General features: G+C 64.5%; 19 protein-coding genes. 12 read left to right on the forward strand and 7 right to left on the reverse strand.

Annotation, left to right across the window (positions count from 1 at the left end; all coding sequences use genetic code 11):
* The first annotated feature begins 79 nt into the window (after positions 1 to 79).
* Positions 80 to 910 (forward strand): alpha/beta fold hydrolase, encoded by an 831-nt coding sequence (locus G342_RS0117945; RefSeq protein ID WP_018184555.1) that lies wholly within the window; start codon positions 80 to 82, stop codon positions 908 to 910.
* A 104-nt stretch (positions 911 to 1,014) separates the two neighbouring features.
* Here the strand turns inward: G342_RS0117945 and aguB are convergent, their stop codons facing one another.
* Together aguB and G342_RS0117955 are read right to left on the reverse strand one after the other, a co-directional pair.
* On the reverse strand, positions 1,015 to 1,905 hold the full coding sequence (gene aguB / locus G342_RS0117950; protein ID WP_018184556.1) for an N-carbamoylputrescine amidase: 891 nt from the start codon (positions 1,903 to 1,905) through the stop codon (positions 1,015 to 1,017).
* Positions 1,906 to 1,907: 2 nt separating this feature from the next.
* The gene (locus tag G342_RS0117955) at positions 1,908 to 3,095 is read right to left on the reverse strand and encodes a serine hydrolase (RefSeq protein WP_018184557.1); all 1,188 of its coding nucleotides are present in this window, start codon (positions 3,093 to 3,095) and stop codon (positions 1,908 to 1,910) included.
* 164 nt (positions 3,096 to 3,259) lie between these two features.
* Here G342_RS0117955 and G342_RS0117960 point away from each other — a divergent pair, with 164 nt between their 5' ends.
* Positions 3,260 to 4,732: an NAD-dependent succinate-semialdehyde dehydrogenase gene (locus G342_RS0117960; RefSeq protein ID WP_018184558.1), complete on the forward strand. Its 1,473-nt coding sequence runs from the start codon at positions 3,260 to 3,262 to the stop codon at positions 4,730 to 4,732.
* A 6-nt stretch (positions 4,733 to 4,738) separates the two neighbouring features.
* Positions 4,739 to 5,284, forward strand: a complete 546-nt coding sequence (locus tag G342_RS0117965; RefSeq protein WP_018184559.1) for a putative glycolipid-binding domain-containing protein — start codon at positions 4,739 to 4,741, stop codon at positions 5,282 to 5,284.
* 29 nt (positions 5,285 to 5,313) lie between these two features.
* On the opposite strand, the gene G342_RS0117970 is transcribed toward G342_RS0117965, so the two are convergent.
* Both G342_RS0117970 and G342_RS0117975 read right to left on the reverse strand, forming a co-directional pair.
* Positions 5,314 to 5,733, reverse strand: a complete 420-nt coding sequence (locus G342_RS0117970; protein WP_018184560.1) for a VOC family protein — start codon at positions 5,731 to 5,733, stop codon at positions 5,314 to 5,316.
* Positions 5,734 to 5,765: 32 nt separating this feature from the next.
* Complete coding sequence (locus G342_RS0117975) at positions 5,766 to 6,413, reverse strand: DsbA family oxidoreductase (protein WP_018184561.1); 648 nt, start codon at positions 6,411 to 6,413, stop codon at positions 5,766 to 5,768.
* Between the two features lie 147 nt (positions 6,414 to 6,560).
* Here G342_RS0117975 and G342_RS0117980 point away from each other — a divergent pair, with 147 nt between their 5' ends.
* Positions 6,561 to 6,806, forward strand: a complete 246-nt coding sequence (locus G342_RS0117980) for a hypothetical protein (protein ID WP_018184562.1) — start codon at positions 6,561 to 6,563, stop codon at positions 6,804 to 6,806.
* Positions 6,807 to 6,813: 7 nt separating this feature from the next.
* On the opposite strand, the gene G342_RS0117985 is transcribed toward G342_RS0117980, so the two are convergent.
* Complete coding sequence (locus tag G342_RS0117985; RefSeq protein ID WP_018184563.1) at positions 6,814 to 7,332, reverse strand: GNAT family N-acetyltransferase; 519 nt, start codon at positions 7,330 to 7,332, stop codon at positions 6,814 to 6,816.
* 287 nt (positions 7,333 to 7,619) lie between these two features.
* Between G342_RS0117985 and G342_RS24575 the strand changes: the two genes are divergently transcribed.
* The 6 genes from G342_RS24575 (at position 7,620) to G342_RS0118015 (ending at position 16,563) form a co-directional block, all read left to right on the forward strand.
* The gene (locus G342_RS24575) at positions 7,620 to 9,062 is read left to right on the forward strand and encodes a DUF6212 domain-containing protein (RefSeq protein WP_018184564.1); all 1,443 of its coding nucleotides are present in this window, start codon (positions 7,620 to 7,622) and stop codon (positions 9,060 to 9,062) included.
* Positions 9,052 to 11,733, forward strand: coding sequence for a glycosyltransferase (locus tag G342_RS0117995; RefSeq protein WP_018184565.1), 2,682 nt, complete (start codon positions 9,052 to 9,054; stop codon positions 11,731 to 11,733). Before G342_RS24575 ends, G342_RS0117995 begins: the two co-directional genes overlap by 11 nt.
* Positions 11,734 to 11,765: 32 nt before the next feature.
* The gene (locus G342_RS0118000; RefSeq protein WP_018184566.1) at positions 11,766 to 12,941 is read left to right on the forward strand and encodes a polysaccharide pyruvyl transferase family protein; all 1,176 of its coding nucleotides are present in this window, start codon (positions 11,766 to 11,768) and stop codon (positions 12,939 to 12,941) included.
* A gap of 90 nt (positions 12,942 to 13,031) precedes the next feature.
* Positions 13,032 to 14,276 carry a polysaccharide pyruvyl transferase family protein gene (locus G342_RS24580; protein WP_018184567.1) on the forward strand — a complete coding sequence of 415 codons (1,245 nt, stop codon included), beginning with the start codon at positions 13,032 to 13,034 and terminating at the stop codon, positions 14,274 to 14,276.
* Positions 14,263 to 15,342, forward strand: a complete 1,080-nt coding sequence (locus tag G342_RS0118010) for a glycoside hydrolase (RefSeq protein ID WP_156830998.1) — start codon at positions 14,263 to 14,265, stop codon at positions 15,340 to 15,342. Before G342_RS24580 ends, G342_RS0118010 begins: the two co-directional genes overlap by 14 nt.
* Positions 15,343 to 15,384: 42 nt before the next feature.
* Positions 15,385 to 16,563, forward strand: coding sequence for an SGNH/GDSL hydrolase family protein (locus tag G342_RS0118015; protein ID WP_018184569.1), 1,179 nt, complete (start codon positions 15,385 to 15,387; stop codon positions 16,561 to 16,563).
* Here G342_RS0118015 and G342_RS0118020 read toward each other — a convergent pair.
* Together G342_RS0118020 and G342_RS0118025 are read right to left on the reverse strand one after the other, a co-directional pair.
* Positions 16,518 to 17,759, reverse strand: coding sequence for a glycosyltransferase family 4 protein (locus G342_RS0118020; protein WP_018184570.1), 1,242 nt, complete (start codon positions 17,757 to 17,759; stop codon positions 16,518 to 16,520). The two genes, G342_RS0118015 and G342_RS0118020, sit on opposite strands and share 46 nt — an antisense overlap.
* A 45-nt stretch (positions 17,760 to 17,804) precedes the next feature.
* Positions 17,805 to 18,374, reverse strand: a complete 570-nt coding sequence (locus G342_RS0118025; protein ID WP_083931271.1) for a MarR family transcriptional regulator — start codon at positions 18,372 to 18,374, stop codon at positions 17,805 to 17,807.
* Positions 18,375 to 18,684: 310 nt separating this feature from the next.
* Between G342_RS0118025 and G342_RS24585 the strand changes: the two genes are divergently transcribed.
* Together G342_RS24585 and G342_RS0118035 are read left to right on the forward strand one after the other, a co-directional pair.
* The gene (locus G342_RS24585; protein ID WP_425402241.1) at positions 18,685 to 20,364 is read left to right on the forward strand and encodes a type I secretion system permease/ATPase; all 1,680 of its coding nucleotides are present in this window, start codon (positions 18,685 to 18,687) and stop codon (positions 20,362 to 20,364) included.
* Positions 20,361 to 21,758 carry an HlyD family type I secretion periplasmic adaptor subunit gene (locus tag G342_RS0118035; protein WP_018184573.1) on the forward strand — a complete coding sequence of 466 codons (1,398 nt, stop codon included), beginning with the start codon at positions 20,361 to 20,363 and terminating at the stop codon, positions 21,756 to 21,758. Before G342_RS24585 ends, G342_RS0118035 begins: the two co-directional genes overlap by 4 nt.
* Positions 21,759 to 21,915: the final 157 nt, after the last annotated feature.

Genomic DNA, 21,915 nt, shown 5'->3' on the forward strand with positions numbered 1-21,915 from the left:
GCGAGCGAGCGGTACATGCTGAACGGTTGTCTGTAGTCCGAGGGCGCCGATCCCGTCGCCCCGCCTAGGGAGTGGCATCATGAGCATGATCACGACGAAGGACGGTACCGCGATCTTCTACAAGGACTGGGGCGCCAAGGAGGCGCCGCCGATCGTCTTCCATCACGGCTGGCCGCTCTGCGCCGACGATTGGGACAATCAGATGCTGTTCTTCCTCGGCGAGGGTTATCGTATCATCGCTCATGACCGGCGTGGTCATGGCCGCTCGACACAGACGGCTGTCGGCAACGAGATGGACACCTATGCCGCCGACGTGGCTGAACTTGTCGAGGCTCTGGATCTCAAGAACGCGGTGCATATCGGCCACTCGACCGGGGGTGGCGAGGTGGCGCGCTACGTCGCGCGCGCCCGGCCCGGACGTGTGAGCAAGGCGGTTCTGATCGGCGCGGTGCCTCCCATCATGGTCAAGTCCGCCCAGAATCCGGAAGGCCTGCCGCTCGAAGTCTTCGACAGCTTCCGCGCCGCCCTCGTGGCCAATCGGGCGCAGTTCTATGTCGAGGTGCCGACCGGCCCGTTCTACGGCTTCAACCGGCCTGGCGCCGCCGTAAGCCAGGGCATAATCAACAATTGGTGGCGGCAGGGCATGATCGGCGGCGCCAAGGCGCAATATGATTGCATCAAGGCCTTCTCCGAAACCGACTTCACCGAGGATCTGAAAGCGATCGAGGTGCCGGTCCTGGTGATGCACGGCGATGACGACCAGATCGTGCCGATCGCCGATGCGGCGCTGAAATCGATCAAGTTGCTGAAGAACGGCACGCTGAAAGTCTACAGGGGGCTGCCGCACGGGATGTGCACCACGCACCCCGACATCATCAATCCCGATCTGCTCGCCTTCGTGAAAGGCTGAGCCAAGGCGAGGGCTCGCGACGTTCGTCCAAGCCCTGCGGAGCCGGTGGGATGAGGCAGTTCGTTCCTATCCCTCTGGCGTCGGCTAGCCTGCGGTTGCCCGTCTCAGGTCGCGGCGCGATGCGGGTGACGACCATCCAGTGTGGTCAGCGCGCCGTAGAGCTCCGGCCGGCGATCGCGGAACACACCCCAGGAGCGACGCTGATGGGCTATCGCGTCGAGATCGAAGGTAGCCGTCAGGATCGTTTCGCTGGCGCGATCCGCCTCGGCCAGCTTGGCGCCGGTCGGATCGGCGATGAAGGACGAGCCGTAGAAGGTGATCTCGGTACCGTTCAGGCCGCGCTCAGTGCCGATCCGGTTCGAGGCGACCAGCGGCATCAGATTGGCGCCGGCATGGCCCTGCATGACGCGCTGCCAATGCGCTGCGGAATCGAGCGAGGCATCCTGCGGCTCCGACCCGATGGCGGTCGGATAGAACAGGATCTCGGCGCCGGCGAGCGCCATGGCCCGCGCACTTTCCGGAAACCATTGATCCCAGCAGATACCGACGCCGATCGTACCGAACCGTGTCGGCCAGACGCGAAACCCGGTATCGCCGGGCGAGAAATAGAATTTTTCCGTGTAGCCCGGCCCGTCCGGGATATGGCTCTTGCGATAATTGCCGAGCACCGAGCCATCGGCATCGACGATGGCGATGCTGTTATAGGCGGTCTGGCCGGCGCGCTCGAAATAGCTGACCGGCAGGACGACCGAGAGCTCGGCCGCCAACGCGGCGAAATGGGCAATCAGCGGATTGCCGTCGAAAGGCTGCGCCAGGTTGAAATGGTCGTGGAACTGGTCCTGGCAGAAATAGGGTGTCTCGAACAATTCCTGGATCAGGACGATGTCGGCGCCCTGCGCCGCCGCCTGGCGGATCAGCCGTTCGGCGCGCGCGACATTGCCGGCGCGATCCCAGTCGCATTCCATCTGTGTCGCGGCGACGGTCACCTGGCGCATGGTCAATCCTTCTCCGGTACGGCGAGGCGGGCGAGGATGGCCCGATAGGGGGCAATCAGGCGTTCATCGTCAAGCGCCTCATCATCGTTCCAGCTTGCGACGACGCAATGAACGCGTCCGTCCTGGCCGACGACGCGGCTCGACAGGTTGAGGACGCCGATCTCCGAGCCGCCCTTGAAGGCGATATCCCGCCATTGATCCGGCCTGGCCACGCCGGGATTGATGTCAAACGCGGGCAGGGCAGCCGTCGCATCGAGCAGGCGGCAGAGCTCCCGCGCCGACATGAACCACTCGACTTCGTGCGTCGTGGTCGAGCTGATCGCGGACGGCAGCGGCGCATCGGCGATGCCAGCCAGGATGGCGCGGCGCGCGGCGGCATCGCCGCTCCGCCATGCGGCGCGCAGCGCGCCGTTGTCCTCCGTCTTCAGCGTGAAGAACTGCCGCGTCGTCGGGAACGGCGCATTGGCGGGTGTGACGGCTTCGACCGCCTCGCGGCCGAGGATGTCGATCAACGCGTCGGTGGCCGTGTTGTCGCTGATCGAGATCATCAGATTGGCGAGGGTGGCGACGGTCAGCGGCGTGCCCGCCGGCCAGTCCTGCAGGATCCCGGTTGGCAGGGATTTCCAGGCCGGCTTGAGCGGCACGGCCTGATCCCAGGTCAGCTTGCCCTGCGCGATCTCCGTCTGCAAAGCGGCGAGTATCGCCAGTTTCGCCGCCGATCCGACGGCGAACGGCTCATCGGCCAGATGGGCGATTTCCTCCTTGCCGTCGCTGAGGACGAGGAGCGTCGTTGCACCGGGGAGGGCCCGGATCGAGGCGGCGTGGTCCGCGATGCCACCGAGGACGGCGGCCGGGCCGAACCAGAGGCCGGTGATCTTGCCTTGCGCGTCGAGCGTGATGCTCGCGTGAACCGTCGCCCTCGTCAGGCGGACCAGAAAGCCGCTGCCGTCCGGGACGATGCTCTGTAGGGGGCCGTGCGCGTCCGTCAGCCCCGCGATCAGGCGCGCCACTTCCGCAGCGGGGACGTCGGCAAGAAAGCTCGCGCTGAAGGCGTCCGGCTTGATCCTGTCCGAAGCGAAGAGCGTCTCGAGCCTCGCCTCCGGCGCTGAAACCGCCGCTCCGGCCGGCGTTGCACAAGCGAGGGACAGGAGGATCGCCGTCGTGGCGGCGAGTTGGCGGATCAGGCGCATGGAACCTCCTTCGAGCCGGGCGATGGCGGCGACGACGGGCGATTGTCGGCGGGTTGCGGGGCGCGCGCTTCCATGGCGGTCCCGCCTTCGCCGCGCTATCCTAGCGATGGATGGAACGGCGTGCCGCGTCTGCCGTTGGCCAAACGTTGCAAGGGAGTAGCGCCATGGACACGTCGACCGTCAAGACCCTGAGGCTCATCGACCCGACGCTGGTCAAGGACCAGTGCTATGTCGATGGCGCCTGGATCGGCAAGGGCACGATCGCCGTGACAAATCCGGCGACCGGCGACGTTCTCAGCCACGTGCCAAAATTCGGTGCTGACGAGACCACCAAGGCCGTCGACGCGGCGGCCGCCGCGTTCAAGGGCTGGGCGGCGAAGACGGCGAAGGAACGCTCGCGGCTGATCCGGCAATGGTTCGAGCGGGTGCGGGCCCATCACGATGATCTCGCCCGCATCCTGACCTCGGAACAGGGCAAGCCGCTCGCCGAGGCAAAGGGTGAGATCGAGTATGCTAATGCCTATATCGAGTTCTACGCCGAGGAGGCGAAGCGCATCGCCGGCGAGACCTTGCCGAGCCATCGCGCCGACGCGCGCATCCTGGTGCTGCGCCAGCCAACCGGGGTGGTGGCGGCGATCACGCCGTGGAACTTCCCGGCCGCCATGATCACCCGCAAGGTGGCGCCGGCTCTCGCCGCCGGCTGCACGGTTGTGCTGAAGCCGGCCTCCGAGACGCCACTGACCGCGCTGGCGCTGGCGGAGCTGGCGGATCGCGCCGGCATTCCGAAGGGGGTCTTCAATGTCGTCACCGGCAATTCGGGCGAGATCGGCGGCGTGCTGACGTCGCATCCGGCGATCCGGCTCGTGAACTTCACCGGCTCGACGGAGGTCGGCAAGCAACTGATGAAGCAGGCGTCGACGACCGTGAAGAAGGTGGCGCTGGAACTCGGTGGCAACGCGCCCTTCATCGTCTTCGACGACGCCGATCTCGACGCGGCCGTCGAAGGGGCCATGCTGTCGAAGTTCCGCAACATGGGGCAGACCTGCGTCTGCGCCAACCGAATCTATGCCCAGGCCGGCATTCATGACGCGTTCGTCGAGAAGCTCAAGGCCGCCGTCGAAAAGCTGCGTGTCGGGGACGGCGCGGATGCGGGTGTGACCCAGGGGCCGCTGATCAACGACAAGGCGATCCTGAAGGTGGAAGAACATCTGAAGGATGCGACGGCCAAGGGCGGGACCATCGTGCTCGGCGGGCATCGCCATTCGCGCGGGGGCTCGTTCTTCGAACCGACCGTCCTGACCGGGGCGACGCGGGAGATGCTGATTGCGCGCGAGGAGACGTTTGGGCCCGTAGCAGCGGTGTTCAGGTTCGAGACCGAGGACGAAGTGGTTCACGCGGCGAACGACACCGAATTCGGTCTCGCGGCCTATTTCTATTCACGTGACATCGGCCGCATCTTCCGTGTCGGCGAGGGGCTCGAATACGGCATGGTCGGCATCAATTCCGGCCTGATCTCGACGGAGCTGGCGCCGTTCGGCGGCGTCAAGGAATCCGGCAACGGCCGCGAGGGCTCCCATCTCGGTATCGATGAGTTCGTCGAGAAGAAATACCTTCTCGTCGCCGGCCTGGATCGGTAGCGCGCCATGTCCAAAGCAGTCCGCTGGCAGAGTTGGGATGGCGAAGGCGCCGAGCACATGGTGTTCAGCGATCGGGCCACGGGCGCGGTCGCCGAAGGGGCCCTACTGTCAGGCGGCGATGCACGCTTCGCCGCCCACTACCAATTATCCTGTCATCCGAACGGCCATCTCGCCGAGGCGCGGGTCGCCATTGTCGGGGGACCGTCGATCGCCCTGCATTCGGACGGCGACGGCCTCTGGCGCAACAGCGATGGCAAGCGCGTGCCGGCGCTGGTCGGCGCGATCGATGTCGACCTGTCGGCAAGTCCGGTTACCAACATGCTGACGATCCGACGCCTCGGCCTCGCCGAGGGACAGTCCTCCGAGATCACGGCGGTATATGTCCGCTTGCCCGATCTCGAAATCACGCTCGATCAGCAACGTTATACCTGTATCGAGGCGGGCCGCCGCTATCTCTACGAGGCGGTCGACGGCACCTTTCGCGCCGAGATCGAGACCGAGCCCTCCGGTGTCGTGACGCAGTATCCGGGGTTCTTCCGACGGGTGCTTTGAGCCAGCGGCGCCGAAATGGTAGCAGACACTCAAGCGTCGGCGACCTTGCCGTCGACGCCGAGTGGATCATAGGTGCCGAACGTCCACTCATAGCCTTCGATGTCGCGGCAGGAATATTGCCGCGAACCATAGTCGGTATCGGCGAGCGGGCTTGTGATCTTGGCGCCGCCGGCCACGGCCATGTCGTGATGCCCGTCGACGAAGCGGACGGACACATAGATGCCCCCTATGCCGCCGCTCACGGTCCGCCCGCTGGCGAGGATCTCGGGATCGAAGCCGCCGAGCATGACCAGGTTCTGGCCGAAGCGCAGCCAGGCATGCAGTACCTCGCCATCCGGGCCTTCGTGCAGGGCCTGAAGCTCGAAGCCGAAGCCTTTGACGAGAAAGCTGATCGCCGCCCGTGGGTCGCGATAGCGGAGGACCGGAAAGATGTGGGACGATCGGACCATGCAGGGTCTCCCGATAGTTTCTTGTCGATGCGTCAGCCGGCCGCTTCAGCCCCGGTTCCGTTCGCCTGGGCGAGTGCCTGCTCGAAGACGTCCTCCGGCTGGCAACCTGAAAGGGCAAGGCGTCGGCCGAACACGAAGAATGGCACGCCGCTGATGCCGCCCTGGGCAGCCGCCAGGGCCTGCTCGCGCGTTGCCTCCAACTCGGTCGAGTCGGTGGCTAGTTGAAGCGCCTCCGCCTCGGTGAAGCCAAAGCGGGCGGCGACTTTCGCCAGCACGGCCGGGTCGGCGATGTTCTGCGCCTCGATGAAATGCGCCTCGAACAGGGCGGTCGCCAGCGCATCCTGCGTGCCCTTGTCGAGCGCGTGCCGGATCAGTGTGTGCGCCGCCGCGGTCGGGCGTTGGCGGGGCTGCTTTGACAGGTCGAGGGCGATGCCGCTCTTGCGCGCTTCCGCCTCGACGCGGGCAAACATCGAGGACGGGTCGCCGCCAAACCGCTTGCGCAACTTCTCCGCGACGTCGATGCCCTCCATCGGGACATCGGGATCGAGGAAGAAGGGGTGGTGGATGATCCGGGCATCGGGGTTGCCCGTCCTTGCCAGCACCTTGTGCAGCCGGACGACGCCGATGAAGCACCATGGGCAGACGATGTCGGTGACGACGTCGATCTGGAGTTCTGACATGGACAAATCTCCCGTCGGCGGAAAGGCCGCGTCAACCAATCGGAAATGAACGTCAGCTATAACAAGACTGCGTGACTGAGGACACAGGCGCGGCCACGGTTCGGTGCTAATCCTCCCGGCAAGTTGATTCCATTTCAGGACAAAACCATGCGTATCGCTTTCGCGGCCTTTTTCGGTCTGATCTTCGGCGGAATCGTCGGTGTCGGAACCGGAGTGGGCATCGGCATGCTGTTGCAGCGCATTGTGAACGTCGGCTGCAGCGCAGGCGGTTGTGCCTATTTCGTCATCTTCTGGGCTGGCCTCGGACTTGTCGTCTGCGCGCTGCTCGGTGCCATCCTCGCGGGCGTGCTGAGCCGCGAGAACATCCGCGCCAGCTTGCCCCGGCACCATTGATCTGTGCCTAGCCGGCCTCTGCGAAAGCCGGGTGAAAGCGCACCTCGCCCCTGGGCAGTTCGACGGCTGAGTCGCCTTCGGAGCCGACGGCGAGCGCCATGAAGTATTCCGGCGGCACGCCTGCATAGGTCAGGCGTGGATCGGCCCTGAAGCCGAAACGCTTGTAGAATTCTGGGTAGCCGACCAGGACGCATCCGGCGGCTCCCATTCCCTTCAGCCGCGCCAGACCAGCCTCGATCAGGGCACGGCCGATGCCGTTTCCCTGAAACTCCGGCAGGACGGCGACCGGCCCCAGCCCGAACCAGCCCTTGTCCTCTCCGTCGATCGTGACGGGGGAGAAGGCGATGTGTCCGACCACCCTGCCATCCATTTCCGCGACGAGAGAAATCGTCAGCGCCCCGGCCTCCCGGAGCGCGACGATCAGTGCTGCCTCGGTCTGCTGGCTGTGCGGATGGTCGCGGAAGGCGGCGGAGGTGAGTGCCCCTATAGCCTCGTGATCCGTCGGTTTTTCGTCTCTGATCATCATGCTTCTTCTCTAGCAAGTAATTGCGACAAACGACAGACGTATTCCGTTTCGAATTTTGAAACAATAATACAAAAGAATAGCAATTAATATTTATTGAGAACGTTGTTGTGCGTTGCAAAATGGGGCGATATTAATTGCGATAGCTGAAGAACAAGCGGAATGGTCTGATCGTATTTGTTGCGATTTCGACTGGATTGCTGTGCATGAACGGACGCTGCGACGTGAACAAACCTATCAAGAGCCAGCTCGAGCCGGTTTTTCCCACGCAAACGAGGGCCAATTTGCGGATGGTGCTTGCTGGCGCCAGCGATCGCGCCAGCCTGGCCGCCGGGCCTCTGGCTCATCTCGTCACCTATACCGACGAGGTTTTCGGCAGCGATGGCACGATGCGGAACGTCTATCCGGTTCTCGCCGTCGTCGCCTCGTCCGCGGGCGCCAAGGAGATCGAGGCTGCCTCGGCGGCGCTCGCCAAGCTGGCCACCGTTCCGGCGCCGCCCGTCATCCGGATCGACCGCGATGTCGAGGGTGTGGCGGCTCTCGTCCAGACGGTGCTCGAATCGGGTCTCGGGCGCATTTCCAGCTACGCGCAGACGATGTCGACCGAACTCGTCATGCTGCGGCGCGAGCGCGAGACCCTGTTCGAGAATTTCCGCGTGCTCGAAGACGCGTTCCGCGCCCGCAACTGGGAGCCGGCCAGCGAGATCTTCGCGCATGATCCGTTCGTCGATCCCAAGGACGAGGGCATCGGCCGGTTGATGCGGGAAAGCTGGGTCGAGCAGTTGCTGCCGGTGTCCAGCTTCGGCGTTTCCGGTTTCGCGCTGCATTTCCGCCATGTGGCGAAGGGCAGCGGCGAAGTCATCGTGACGCTCGACTATGTCGAGAGCGGCGAGGGCGTCGCCGAGTGGATCGTGCCGTTCTCCGATCTCGCGGCCGACTGGAATTTCTTCTCGCTGCCCAAGGCCTGTGACGGCAGCCCGCGCACGCTCCGGCTGCGCGTCTCGGCGAACGGCGCGGAGCCGCCGGCGCCTTCGCTTGGCCACCCGATCGCCAGCCGACGCTATGCGGCCCGGTCCCGCTCGCTGCATGGCGATCTCGATCATCGGCCGCTGGCGATCAAGATCTATTCCGGCGTTCCGGGCGTCCGCCCGACCGCGCTGCCCAACTCGATCGCGCCGAGCGCGCTGATGAGCGGACGGCGCATCGAGGACTACCGCCTTCCTCTGGACGCGCTGCGCGCCGTTGCCGACGTGTCGGTGAGCCCGATCGTGCCCGATTTCCAGACAATCCGCTTCCTTGAGCACGAGGATGCGATTGTCTGCCACCCGCTGCCGGCCGGGATCTCGGCCGGCGCCATCGTCAATGTCGTGGCGCCGGGGACCGTCCGTTTCGCTGCCCGGGCGATGATCGACCATCCGGAAGGCAAGCCCGCGCTCGTCGGCTTTCTCCTCGCGCCGAGCGCCGCCAATCTCCGTTCGGAGATCGCGGTTCTGGAGCGGGAAGGCACTGCTCGCCGCTCGGCCTATTTCAGCGGCTGGCGCGACGTCGCGGCCGGTGAGGCGGTCAGCATCAACATCATGCTCGATACCCCGACGCAGCGGATGATGAACCTTGTCATCCTGAGCCGGGCCAAGGGCGATTCCGTCGACTTCTCGTGGCTGAAGGTGTTCGACTTCCGCCTGGTGCGTCATTTCGATGTCGAGCCGCGCGGGGAGACTGCCCATGCGCAGTGAGGCCCTCGATCTCGTCGTCATCGCCATGCCGCTCTACGGCCACTCGGCGTTGGCCGTCGAAGCGCTTGAGTCGGCGTTGGCCTCGAAGGCGGACTGTCGTATCGAGATCGTCGTGTCGGTCGACGGGGATCCGCGCCGCGAGGCATTCGACGCGCTGACGCTCTACGCGGCGAGCCGTGCGGATGTGCATGTCATCTTCGGTCCCAATGCGGGGCCGGGCGGTGCCCGCAATCGGGCGATCGACTATGTCGTCGACAATCTGCCGGACGCGAAGGCGATCTATCTGCTCGACGCCGACAACCGTGTGCTGCCGACGACCATCAACGTCCTGTATCAGCGGCTCAAGGCCGAGCAGTGCGGCTGGGTCTATACCAATATCGATACTTTCGCGGTGCGCTGGGGATCGCATTACGGCGACAGCTATTCGCGGCTGACACATTGTGTATCGGACAATATCTGCGACACCGGTTCGATGATCTCGATGGAGGTCTTCCATGCCGGCGTGCGCTTCGACAGCGACCGGCAGAACGGCTTCGAGGATTGGGAGTTCTGGCTCTCCTGCATCGAGGCCGGGTTTGTCGGGACGCCATGCCACGACACCGCCTTCGAATATCGCCTCCGCGCCGAGAGCCGGTTCAAGGAAGCGAACCGCGACCGCGCCGCCTCGGTGAGCTTTCTCCGCCGCCGGCACAAGGCGCTGTTCCGTCGTTCGACGCTGATCGATTTCGAGCATGAGGATTGCCCGCGCTATGCGGTGCTGAGGACCGGCGACGGGGCGATAGCCTGCTTCACCGACCCCACCATGCCGCCAGCGAAGCTGGATTTTGACGAGGCGATCCGTGCGTTCTGGGGAAGCACGGCCGAGCCTGACAATGTGCACTTTCCGCCCTTCATGGCCGCCGGCAGCGCCGAGACGCTGAAGCTGCTGCAGCAGTCGCGGCTCTGGCCCGGTCTGCTCGTCCATCTTGAGCGCGCGACGGAGATGGCAAACGTCGTCTTTCTTCAGATCGGCAACGTGGCGGCCGAGCGCGGCATTGAGCTGGAAATCCAGCCTTCCGGATATGTCCGCAAGGGGCGGGCCGATCTCGTCTTCGTCTCTTCGACCATCGTCCGCGACGCGATCCGCAACAATGCGCTCGACTGGCTCGGCTCGATCGCGGCCGATCAGGTATGGCCAACCGTGGCGGTGCTCAAGGTCCGCTTCCCCTTCGCGGCGGCCTCGCAGAAGCGTTCCTCCGCAACCCCGGAGCAATCGCTCATCAACCTGGTGCAGACGATCGCCACCAGCCCGCTGCAGACGGTAGCGGCGAAGCGTTGGACTTGGCGCGCCTCGCGCCTTCCGGCGCTGTCGGAGCTCTACAAGCAGGTCCGCACGGAGATCGGAGGCTCGCCGGTATTGCCGCTCGGTCATTCCAAAGATGGCAGGCGGACCCTGGCTCTGCTGGTGCCGAATGCCTCGTTCGGCGGCGCCGAGAAAGTGGCCTTCGCGGCCGCGCGCGAACTCAAGGCCGAGGGCTACGAGACGCATCTCTTCGTGCTCGGCTCGGCGCGCATGGACGTGCTCGACGAGTTCGATGACGCGTTCGACTACATTCATTTCTGGAAGTCGGGCATTCCGGCCTGGGGCGGCTCCAACCGCTTCCTCGGCCAGGACTTCATCGCCGAATATCATGATGTCGACTGGAATGCGCTGAAGGGCCTGCTCTCCGGCTTCGACCTGATCATCAACAATCACGTCATGGCCGTGCACCCCCTGATGGGGCAGCTGCGGTCCGGCGGCGCGCGGACGGCCTGCTATCTGCATGTCGTGGACGAGACGCCGTTGCGCCGTCCGGCTGGGCAGCCTTTCGCCGCCATCGCGCACGAGCATTGCTACGACGCATTCCTGACCTGTTCGGAACAACTGAAGGTCTATTTGCACAGCTATGGTGTGCCGCTGGAGAAAATCTATGCGGTCGCCAACGCGCCCAGCATTTCGGTCAAGCCGAAGATGCTTGCCGAGATTGTGCAGAACCGCCAGGCGCGGGCCCCGGACGCGCCCTTGCGCATCCTCTACATGGGGCGGTTCGAGCCGCAGAAGGGCATCGACCGCATCCACGCGGCGCTGCAGGATCTGCGCGCCCGCAACATCCCGTTCGAGGCGCTGGCTGTCGGCGGCGAAATTCTCGCCGAACAGCCGAGCTCCTGGACCGAGAAGCTCCGCGAAATCGGCGTCGCCGTCCGGCCGCCGATCTTTGGCGGCCGCGAGATCGCGACCGTGCTCGCCTGGGGCGACATCCTGATCATGCCGTCGCGCTGGGAGGGGGCGCCGTTGATGATCGCCGAGGCCCAACTGGTCGGCTGCGTGCCGGTCGCGACCGCGGTCGGCGCCGTCGACGAGCTGGTGAGCGACGGACGCGACGGCATCCTGATCGAAGGAGACGCCGATCTGAAGATCGTCGCCGACCTGGCGGCCGCCGTGGAGTCTCTTGCCCGGGACCGGAACCGTCTCGGCCAGCTTCGCGACGGCGGGCTTTTCACGGCGTCCGGCCGCTCCTGGGCGGCGTCCTTCGGCCCCTTCGTCGATTGGTGCGACCAGGCAGTCACCACAACACCCCGGATCGTTGCGCGGACGCCGCGCCGTCCGACAGACCAACCCATTGCAGAGATTGAAGTCCCGGCAGTCGCCTGACGGCGGCGGGACAAGAGGAGAGGTGCGTTTCTATGCGTTCGCGGATCCTGATCACGGGAATTCCCGGCCACTACACGAGGCTTGTCCGCAGCGCCAAGGGCGCCACGGTGCACTATGGCGAGCAGCAGCCGCAGCCGGAAAGCAAGGATGACTTCCTGCGCGAGCTCAGCAACATCAGCAATACCGGCAACTACCTGATCGGCGAGGGTGCCTTGCGCGCCATGCCATCGAACGCGACGCAGGTGCCGTTCTGGCATCTCCACAATGCCTGCACCAACGGCACCGGCCTCGATGAGATCAACGCCAACTTCGACATCTGCGTCTTCACCTGCGCCAATCTTCTGCGCAAAGGCCTCTCGGCCGACGCCGAAGCCCTGGTGCTCAAGAACCTCAACATGCCGATCGTCATGCTCGGCATCGGCATCCAGAACCGCGCCGATCTCGAATCCGGCTTGCCGGAAGGCACGCAGGAGCTGCTCGATGTCCTCAAGGGCAAGGAGCACTATTTCCTCACCCGCGGCCACGAGACGGCAGAGTTCCTCAAGTCGCGCGGTTTCTCCTTCGTGCGGCCGACAGGCTGCCCTTCCGTCTATTTCCAGCCTGACAACATGCGTACGGCGCTGCGCCGGCTGCCGAAGGTCAAGGTCGGCAGCGGCCGGACGGTCTTCTCGGGCTATCTCGGAGCGACGGAAGAGGCGGTCCGCGACGTCAACATGCTGAGCAAGCCGGAGAGTGAATCCTTCTACGTCGTGCAGGACGAGTTCCTGCATTTTGACATGAAGGTCGAGCCGAACCGCGAGGGGCGCGTCTATGACTCGACCTCGGGCCAGATGATCGGTGATCTCGCCTACAAGGCCTCGGATCAGCTGCAGCGCAAGCTGAAGCTGCACACCTTCTTCGATACCAACCAGTGGCGCGCCTGGACTTCGTCGATGGACTTCTCCATCGGCCGGCGTTTCCACGGCAACATCATCGCCCTGCAGTCTGGCGTGCCCGGCCTGATGGTCGCCGTCGATGACCGCATGCGGGAGATGCTGCGCTTCACCGGCCTGCCGGCCGTCGAGGCTTCGGCGCTCGAAGCCGCCAACGACCGTGCCGAATTCGTCGCCGACCACCTGGCGGATCTGAACGTTCCGCAGGTGGTGGAGAAGTACAACGAGCGCGAGAGCAGCTTCCGCGCCACGTTGCGCGACATCGGCCTGAACTAGTTCTCACGCCCGAGCCCGCGCCGGCTCGTTCGCGCGCGGGCAGGGCGACAGCCCGTTTCGGACAATCATCGTTTCAAAAGGTCGAACGTCATGCGCATTCTGCTGACCGGCATCCCTTCCTACCTTCAGCGCACCGTCTCCAGCGCCTCGGGCGCGACGGTGCGACACCGGCCCTATTTCGACGATATCCGCTCCAAGAAGGATGTCATCGATCAGGTCAAGAAAATCGCCAATACCGGCAACTACCTGATCGGCGAGGGCGCTGGCCAGGCGCTCAAGGGGCATGACGTCACCTACGTGCCATTCTGGCACCTCGCCAACAGCCTCGCCTCGCAAGAGGCGTATGACGAGCTCAGCCGTTCGTTCGACATCTGCGTTTTCGCCTCGGCCAACCTGCTGCGTCCCGGCTATTCGGCCGATCTCGAGGCGCAGGTCTTCGAGAAGCTGAAAATGCCGGTCGTCGTGATGGGCATCGGCATCCAGAAGAAGGCCAACCTCCGGGAGGACCTGCCGGCGGGCACGCAGAAGTTCCTCGACGCGCTGCGGGCCAAGGAGAGCTATTTCCTGACGCGCGGCTATTTCACCTCCGAGTTCCTGAAGGAGCAGGGGATGAAATTCGTGCGGCCGACCGGCTGTCCGTCGCTCTATTTCAATCCCGACGGCATGCGCCAGGCCCTGACAAAGCTGGCCAATCCCGAGCTGGTCGAATCCCAGAAGATCGCCTTCGGCGGCTATCTCGGCAGCGTCGCCGATACGATTGTCGACGCGCATGTCCTGCTGAAGCCCGACAGCACCGCCCACTACGTCATTCAGGACGAAGTGGTGGTCTACAACATGAACATCCAGGGCGATGACGCGACGCCCGCCTATGATGCGCCTTCCGGCCGCATCGTCGCTCCGCTCGAATACAAGCACCAGGAAAAGTGGCAACGGAAGAACGACTTGCATGTCTTCTTCGACACCAACCGCTGGCGCACCTGGGCGTCGCAGCTGGATCTCTCCTTCGGCCGCCGCTTCCATGGCTGCATAATCACCATGCAGGCCGGCGTGCCGTCGCTGATGATCGCGGTCGACGACCGCATGCGCGAAATGCTGGAGTTCATCGGTTTCCCCCATCTCGAAGCCGGCATCTGGAACCGTGAGGCGCAGAAGAAGGCGTATCTCAAGGAGTTCCTGTCGACCATCGACGCGCAAGCCTCGATCGACCGCTACGACGCCTGCGAGACGAACTTCCGCACGGCGTTGAACGATATCGGCATCAAGCAGGCGGCGCAGCCGGCAAAGCCCGCGACCGCCGCGGCCGCGCCGACCCCGCGTGCTCATGAGCCGGCGTAGACCGAACCGTTCGGCCCGCGTCATCCCGACTGTCATGGCCGGGATGATCGGCTGGCTCGGCGTTGTCCCGGCGGATGCTGCCGAAATCGGCTTCAACCGGGTCAATCTCGGCTGGGCGAAGCCGGCGGAGCGCAGTCGCGTCATCGATGCGATGAAACGGAGCGGCGTCGTGTCGGTGCGGCTGTCGCTGAGCGCGCCGGTCGATCCCAGCCTCGATGCGGTTCGCCTCGCCCACGAGGCCGGCTTGCGCATCCTGCTGGAGATCTCGCTCAGCAACCGAGCCTTCTATCCGGAAGCGACCGAGCGGCGTTCCGCCGAAGGCAAGAGCTTCGACGCCTATCGGCTGTCCGATCTCGACCCCGAGGGGTACCGGAAAGTCATTCGCGACGCGCTGGCCAAGCTCGACGACATCGGTGTCCGGCTGGTGGCGGTCGAACCTGGCAACGAGATCAACTGGGCCGGCTACAATGGCGATCTCGCCTTCGGCGCCGGCAAGGCGAGCGACCCTGCCAAGGTGGCGTTGGGGCTCGACCGCTATGTCGATATCGTCCGGGTGACCCGGGAGGAACTCGACACCAGCAAGCTCAACCGCGAGGCCAAGCTGATCTCTGCCGGTCTATCGGACATGCCGGTGCCGTTCTCCCGCCGCATCGGGCTTGAGATCGTCCCGGCGGCGGACTGGACGGCGCGCATGCAGGAGCGGGGGCTGGACAAGCTCGTCGACGCTTATGGCATTCATGTCTATCCGGGCGGCACCGGCACGAAGACACGTCGAGAGGCGCTCGTGCGCGAGGCTCTGTCCTTCTGCGGACCGGAGGCGGCCGGCAAGCCGTGCTGGATCACCGAGTGGGGCGTCGCCAATACGTCTCCGGCCTGCCCGATCGAAGACGACAAGCGGGCCGCGCAGGTGAACCAGCTTCGCTCGATCATCGATGCCGACATCGAGACCGGTCGGGTCGAGGCAGCCTACTATTTCGATTGGGACAGCGAGACGCCCTATAGCGTCTGGCGCTGCGGCGGCCTGTCCTCGGCGGGCCGCGCGGCGGTCCGGCCAGTGGCCGACTGAGCCCCCGATCGTTCGTTTGGATTTTCAGGGAGGAAAGCGCGAATGGCGCTCCGCACTATCGTCATCGGCGGTTCGAACACGGTGATGCAGCCCGGCTACTGGCCCAGCCTTCTGACCAACATGGCGCGGCGCGGCGTCGCGCTCGACGTGGTGGCGGATCTCTCCGTCGGCGGCACGACCTCGGGCTTCGGGCTGTATCAGCTGAAGGCGCATGAAGGCCTCGCCGATGCCGACGTCCTGATCATCGAATATGCGCTGAACGATGCCTTCGTCTACGGCGACGAAAGACGGCCCTTCCGCCATTGGGCCCGCTTCTACGAGGGCATCCTACGCCATGCCCTGGCCCAGAATCCGAAGCTGCGGATCGTCTCGCTGGTCTTTGGCGCCCGTGGCGGTTCGTTTGTCAGCTCGGTTCCGTCGATCGATGCCGGCATGCACTACATCTCCGACTGGTACGGGACGTCGGTGGTCAATGTCTCGCGCCATCTGCTGCGCCGTTTCGGTCGCGAGGTCGTGGCCGATCCCGGTTTCTACATGGACCAGGGCCACTATGCCCGGCCGATCGCAACGTCAATCGTCGCCGACATCGTCGCCGATGATCTGGAACGGATCCTGACGGCGCCGGTTCGTCCCACGGCCTTGCCTCTGCCGATCGACCCGCACCATTTCGCCGACGCCAGCATCATCGATGCCAAGACGCTGATCGAGCGTTGCGGTCTGCCGGTGCGCGACTACCGCAACCGCCGGTTTGCTGCGTCGACGGCCGATCTCGGCAACATGCGGCTGAAGCTCGAATTCGAGAAGGGCCGACCGCTGGCCTTCTCCTATGTCTGCGCCCCGGAGGTCGGCCCGCTGGAGATTTCCATGCCGGGCGAGACCGTGGAAGCGGCGATGCTGAAGGGCGGCGTCCGCGACGGCACCTTCAAGTTCCTGCTCTCGATGCTGAGCTGCGAGTTCCTCTATCCCGGTCCCGCGCTGTTGCAGGAGCCGGCGAAATTCGCCTGCTCGATCCAGGTCGCGCAGGGCGAGGCCCGGACCAACCGCCATGTGCCGAAGGACAATGTCGCGCACGCGGCGTATGACCCAGCGGTGGAGCCGGTGCTGCCGCTTCTCGGCATCCTGCATACGGGCACGCTGAAATCGAGCGTCGCCGAGCCGGTCGAACGGGCTGTGCTTCAGCCGGCGGCGGCGACCGAGCGCATCGAAGCGCCCAGCATCTGAGCGAGGATCGTCCGCTGCCGCGTCAGGCACTTGTCGAGCGCATAGCGCTCGATGATGGTCTGGCGCGCCTGCCGGCGCATGTCGACGAAATCCCGCGGTCGGGCCAGTACGTCAAGGACCGTCTCGGCCAGTGCTTCCGGTTCGAAGAAGGGCACGAGAAGCCCATTTTCGCGGTGGCGTATGACTTCCTGAACGGGTTCGGTCGCCGACCCGATCACCAGGGCGCCGCAGGACATCGCCTCGAGCACCGACCAGGAAAGCACAAACGGATAGGTTAGATAGACGTGAACGGCTGAGATCTGGAAAAGCCGCGTCAACGTCTCATGCGGAACTTGTCCGGGAAAGAATACCCGCTCGGGATCCAACGCGGTTTCTTCACGGACGGCCTCTTTCCAGGATTTGCCGTCACGCCGCGACGCACCATAGCTGTTGGAATCGCCGCCGACGAAGACGAAGATGGCGTCCTTGTTGCGCTGGAGGACGATCTCGGCTGCCTTCGCCGCCTGCGGGAAGCCGCGATAGGGCTCGAGGTCGCGCGCCGCGAAGGTAACGACCGGGTCGCCAGGCCGGATCACGCGGCCATTCGGCAGGGTCAGCCCACGTCCGCTGTCTGGCCGGAAGCGGCGGGTATCGATGCCGTCATGGCATATGGCGATGCGCCGGGCATGGCTCTGCGGATAGCGGCTGCGCTGCCACCCGGTCGGACTGATGCCGGCGTCGATGGCATCGAGCGTCACCAACTGCGCCGCGTTGCGCAGCCTGAGCCGCTGACGAACGTCGAGGTCGATGATGTCCTCCGGATCGAAGCCGACATCGGCGCCCTCGGCCCGGTAGAAAAACTCGCAATAGCCGAGGGCCGGGGCGGCGGGCACGACGTCCTTGACGAACATCATGCTGCCCCAGCCGATATGGCCGACGATCAGATCCGGCGGCCCTTCCGCGCGCACCAGGGCATCGAGCGTCTCGGCAACCCGCAGGCCGAGACGGACATGATGCTCTGTTGTCGCCAACGGGCTGCTGCGGATCGCGGCGGGCTTGGCCGGCGGCTCCGCCCTGTGGCGAACAATCCGCACGCCGGGCAGGCGCCGATCGACGCTCTCCGTGATCAGCGTCACCTCGTTGCCGGCCGCGGCGAGGCTGGCGGCCAGATGCTCGAACTGGCCGATGCCGCGCCTGTGGACGAAGAGAATACGCATCAGGGAAGGGCCCCTGTTTCTGGTGGCGGCGGGGCGGCCAGCCGGCTACGCGCCGTAGCGCGTCGCATTGGTCCAGACCAGTTCCAGCTTCTGGAGCAGGCGATAGGCGTTGTCGAGCTCGCGCGATTCGTCTTCGTCGCGAACGAGCAGGCGATGATAGGTGTCATCCGCCGTGCGCAGGGCCTGGCACAGTTCATGTCCCTTCTGGGAAAGGCTGATCCGGGCCGAGCGGCGGTCGCGCTGCGAGGCGACGCGATCGATGTAGCCGAGATCGACAAGCTGCTTCAGGTAGTAGGAGACGTTCGAACCGAGATAGTGGCCCTTGTCGAGCAGGTCCCGCACCGACAGCTCGCCATTGCCGATCGTGAACAGCACCATAACCTGGGCCGGACCGATATCGCCGACGCCCAACTTGCCCATCTCGATCCGGAGCAGATCGGTGAATCGCCGGTTGACGCGCTCGATGGTCCTGGCGAGCTCGAAGTGCGTTACGTGCCCGCCGTCGTGCTCGGTTACCACCGTGATTACGCTCGCAGATGCGAGATTGTTGTTGGACAAAGTGTTGTTGTCCGACTCTTCGACTTCTACCGCCGCTTGCAGAAGTTCTCGTGTCATTATCGGGCCCCGCATTGCTAATTTTAATTCAAGTTTAGAAGCATTGTTGTGTTTCGATTCGTCTGTTGGGCAATGCTTCAGCCTATAGACGTATTCGAATCAAGCATTTCGTAAGATTGTCCGAAAATTCGATTAAATGTATCTTCTGGACACCCTTGAAGCTGGACGATAAAGTTCAGAAATGACAATTTCAAGGCAATCCAATATTATGCCGAAAATTGAAGCAACGTCGAGTGATGTTGCAGGTGCGAAGGCGTCGGGGAAGGTTGAGGTTCCTGAGGCCGTGGTGATCGAGGCGCGTCGTTCCTTCATGGCCGGCCTCGGCTATGCTGCAATCCTGAGTGCATTCATCAACGTCCTGCAACTAACCGTTCCGCTCTACATGCTTCAAGTGCACGACCGTGTGCTGAATAGCCGGAGCATGGACACCCTGGCCATGTTGTCGATACTGGCAGGTGGCGCGCTGGTTCTCTACGGTCTTCTTGAGTTTATCCGCTATCAGGCGTTCCAGGTGATGAGCGGAAGGCTGGTGCGCAAGCTGAATGGCCCGGTGCTGGCGGCCTCGATCCGCGCGGCCGCGCGTGAGGGGGCTAGCCGGGCGGCGCAGGCGCTGCGCGATCTGGCCGAACTCAGGTCCTTCCTGACCGGTCATGCCGTCACCGCTCCGCTTGAGGCAATGTGGAGCCCTATCTTCCTGGCCGTTCTGTTCATGCTGCACCCGGGCTTCGGCATCGTCGGAATCGTTTCCATCCTGATTCTGGTCATTTCCAGCATCGCCCTCGATATCTCGACGCGTAGCCTGCTGACAGAAGCCAACAAGGCGAATGTCGAGGCGATCGGCAATGTCGCGGGCCAGATTCGCCATGCCGAGGTGATCGAGAGCATGGGGATGCTGCCCGCTCTGGCCGCACGCTGGCGTCTGGCTCAATTCAGCGCCCTTGAATTGCTGGAGACCGCGAACCGTCGCGGAAAAATCATTGCCACGGTAACCAGAACGCTTCGCTACGGGATGCAGCTCTTCGTGCTGGCGTTGGGGTGTATCCTGGCTATCCGGCAGGAGATTTCGAGTGGCGCCATGATTGCCGCGACCATCGTCATGGGCCGTCTGCTGATGCCCTTCGACAGCGTGGTCGAGAATGGCCGTCAGTGGGTGATGGCAACAGGTGCCTGGAAGCGGGTTCGCGGGCTGATCGAATCCGAGGGCGCCGACCGGCAGACCATGCCGACCTCTGTCTGCGACGGCGATCTCGTCGTCGATCGCCTGATCTATGCCGCGGAAGGCCAGGATGTCCCGATCATCAAGGGCATCTCGTTCAGCCTGTCGCCGGGCGATGTGCTGGGGGTCATTGGCCCCTCTGCCGCTGGCAAGTCAACCCTGGCGCGCCTTCTCGTCGGCATCATCAAGCCGACCGCGGGCGGCGTCTATCTGGACGGCAACAGCGTCTATCTCTGGGAGCGGGCTTCGTTCGGCCAGCTCGTCGGCTATCTGCCGCAGGCGGTGTCGCTGCTGGACGGGACGATCCGCGACAACATTTCCCGCATGGATGATGGAGACCCACGCGCGGTGATCGAAGCCGCCCGGACCGCCGACGTGCACGAGATGATCGGCCGGTTGCCGCTCGGCTACGATACGCCGGTCGGCGATGCCCGTCTGACGCTTTCGGGCGGCCAGCGCCAGCGGGTGGCGCTGGCGCGCTGCCTCTACGGCCATCCGCGGCTGATTGTGCTCGACGAACCGAACGCCAATCTCGACGCGACGGGGGAGGCGGCGTTGATTCGGGCGATCCGCGCGGCGAAGGCGGAAGGCGCCATCGTCGTCATGATCGCGCACCGTCCCGCGATCATGGAGGTCGCAGACAAGTTGCTCGTGCTGGAGAATGGCCGGGTGTCCCAGTTCGGTCCGCGGACCGACATCATTTCGCCGATGACGGGCGAGCGGTCGGTGGCGAAGGCTTCGCCGGCGATCGCCAAAGGCGGAGACCATCGATGAAGAATCTGACCCGACAGACGCCGGCCGAACTTGATCGCGCCCGGCGCGACGCCGTGCCGGCGATCGTCTATGCCGCCGCCTTGCGCGGCGGCCGCAATGAGATCCTCGATCGCGAACCAAGCCTGCGCATTCCGATCATCGCGGGCGTGGTCGCCGTCACGATCGGCTTCGGGGGGTTCATCGGCTGGGCCTATTCGGCGAGCCTCGACAGTGCCGCCGTCGCCAGTGGTTCCGTCGTTGCTGATACCAAGCGCAAGACGGTCAGCCACTACGAGGGCGGCATCCTAAAGCGGCTCCTGGTGAAGGAGGGCGACGTCGTCAAGGCGGGCCAGCCTCTCATCCTGCTCGACGACACCCGGGCCCGCTCCGAATTGCAGCAGCTGACGGCGCGGCGCTTCGCGTTGATGGCGAAGCTGGCGCGGCTGCGCAGCGAACAGGCGGATGCGGCGACGGTCGACTTCCCGGCCGAGCTGCTGGCCTCGACGGAGCCGGCGGCGCGGGACGCGGTGGCGGCCGAGAGCAAGTTCTTTCTCTCCCGTGTTGCTGCCAAAAGCGGCCGCCTCGACGTGCAGCAGAAGTCTGTCGAGCAGCACGAGGCGGAAGCCCAGGCGCTCGTGGCCCAAAGCGAGGCGACACGGCAGCAGCAGGAGCTCCTCAAGGAGCAGCGCGTGGCAATCGCCGGACTGGTCGAGAAGGGCTATGCCAAGCGCTCGCAATTGCTGGAGATCGATACGCGGCTCAGCGCGCTGCTCGGCAATGCCGGCGAACTGAAGGCCAACAGGGCCAAGGCCGATCAGGCCAGGGCCGGCGCCAACCTCGAGCTACTCGCCCTGACGCAGGACTGGCTGCAGCAGGTGGCGGGAGACATCGCCACGGCGCAGGGCGAACTCGCCGATGTCGAGGAGCGCATTACCGCGGCGCGCGATGTGTTCCAGCGGCTCGAGGTTCGTTCGCCGCAAGCCGGTATCATCGTCAATGCCCAGATCCGAACGGTCGGCGGCGCGATCATCGCCGGCGCACCGTTGATGGACATCGTGCCGGAAGACGAGCCTTTGGTGATCGAGGCGCATGTCCGACCGACCGATATCGACAGCATCCGCGTCGGCTCGCCCGTGCGGGTGCGGCTGACGGCCTACAACCAGCGCAGCCATGCGCCGCTGGAGGGCAGGCTGACCTATGTCGCCGCCGACCATGTCGTCGACGAGCGGACCAACTCCTCCTATTTCGTGACACGCGCCGAGGTGCTGCCGGAGTCACTGGCATCGGCGCCCGACGTGAAGCTCTATCCGGGTATGCCGGCCGACATGTTGATCATCAACAAGCCCCGGCTGGCCATCGACTACCTGCTCTCGCCGATCACGGACAGCTTCAACGCGGCTTTCCACGAAGAGTGATCCCCCTTGAGTCATGCTGCGATGCAGCAATTTTCCTTAGAATATAGTTTGGATTTCCGGATAATTTAGCTTCATTGGTATGTCAGTAATTCCGTAAATATACGAATTAGTCTAATAAATGTACTAGTTTCTGAAAGATCTAAAGAGTCGAATCCTT

The sequence above is a fragment of the Kaistia granuli DSM 23481 genome (assembly GCF_000380505.1).
In the GTDB taxonomy this organism is placed as follows: Bacteria; Pseudomonadota; Alphaproteobacteria; order Rhizobiales; family Kaistiaceae; genus Kaistia; species Kaistia granuli.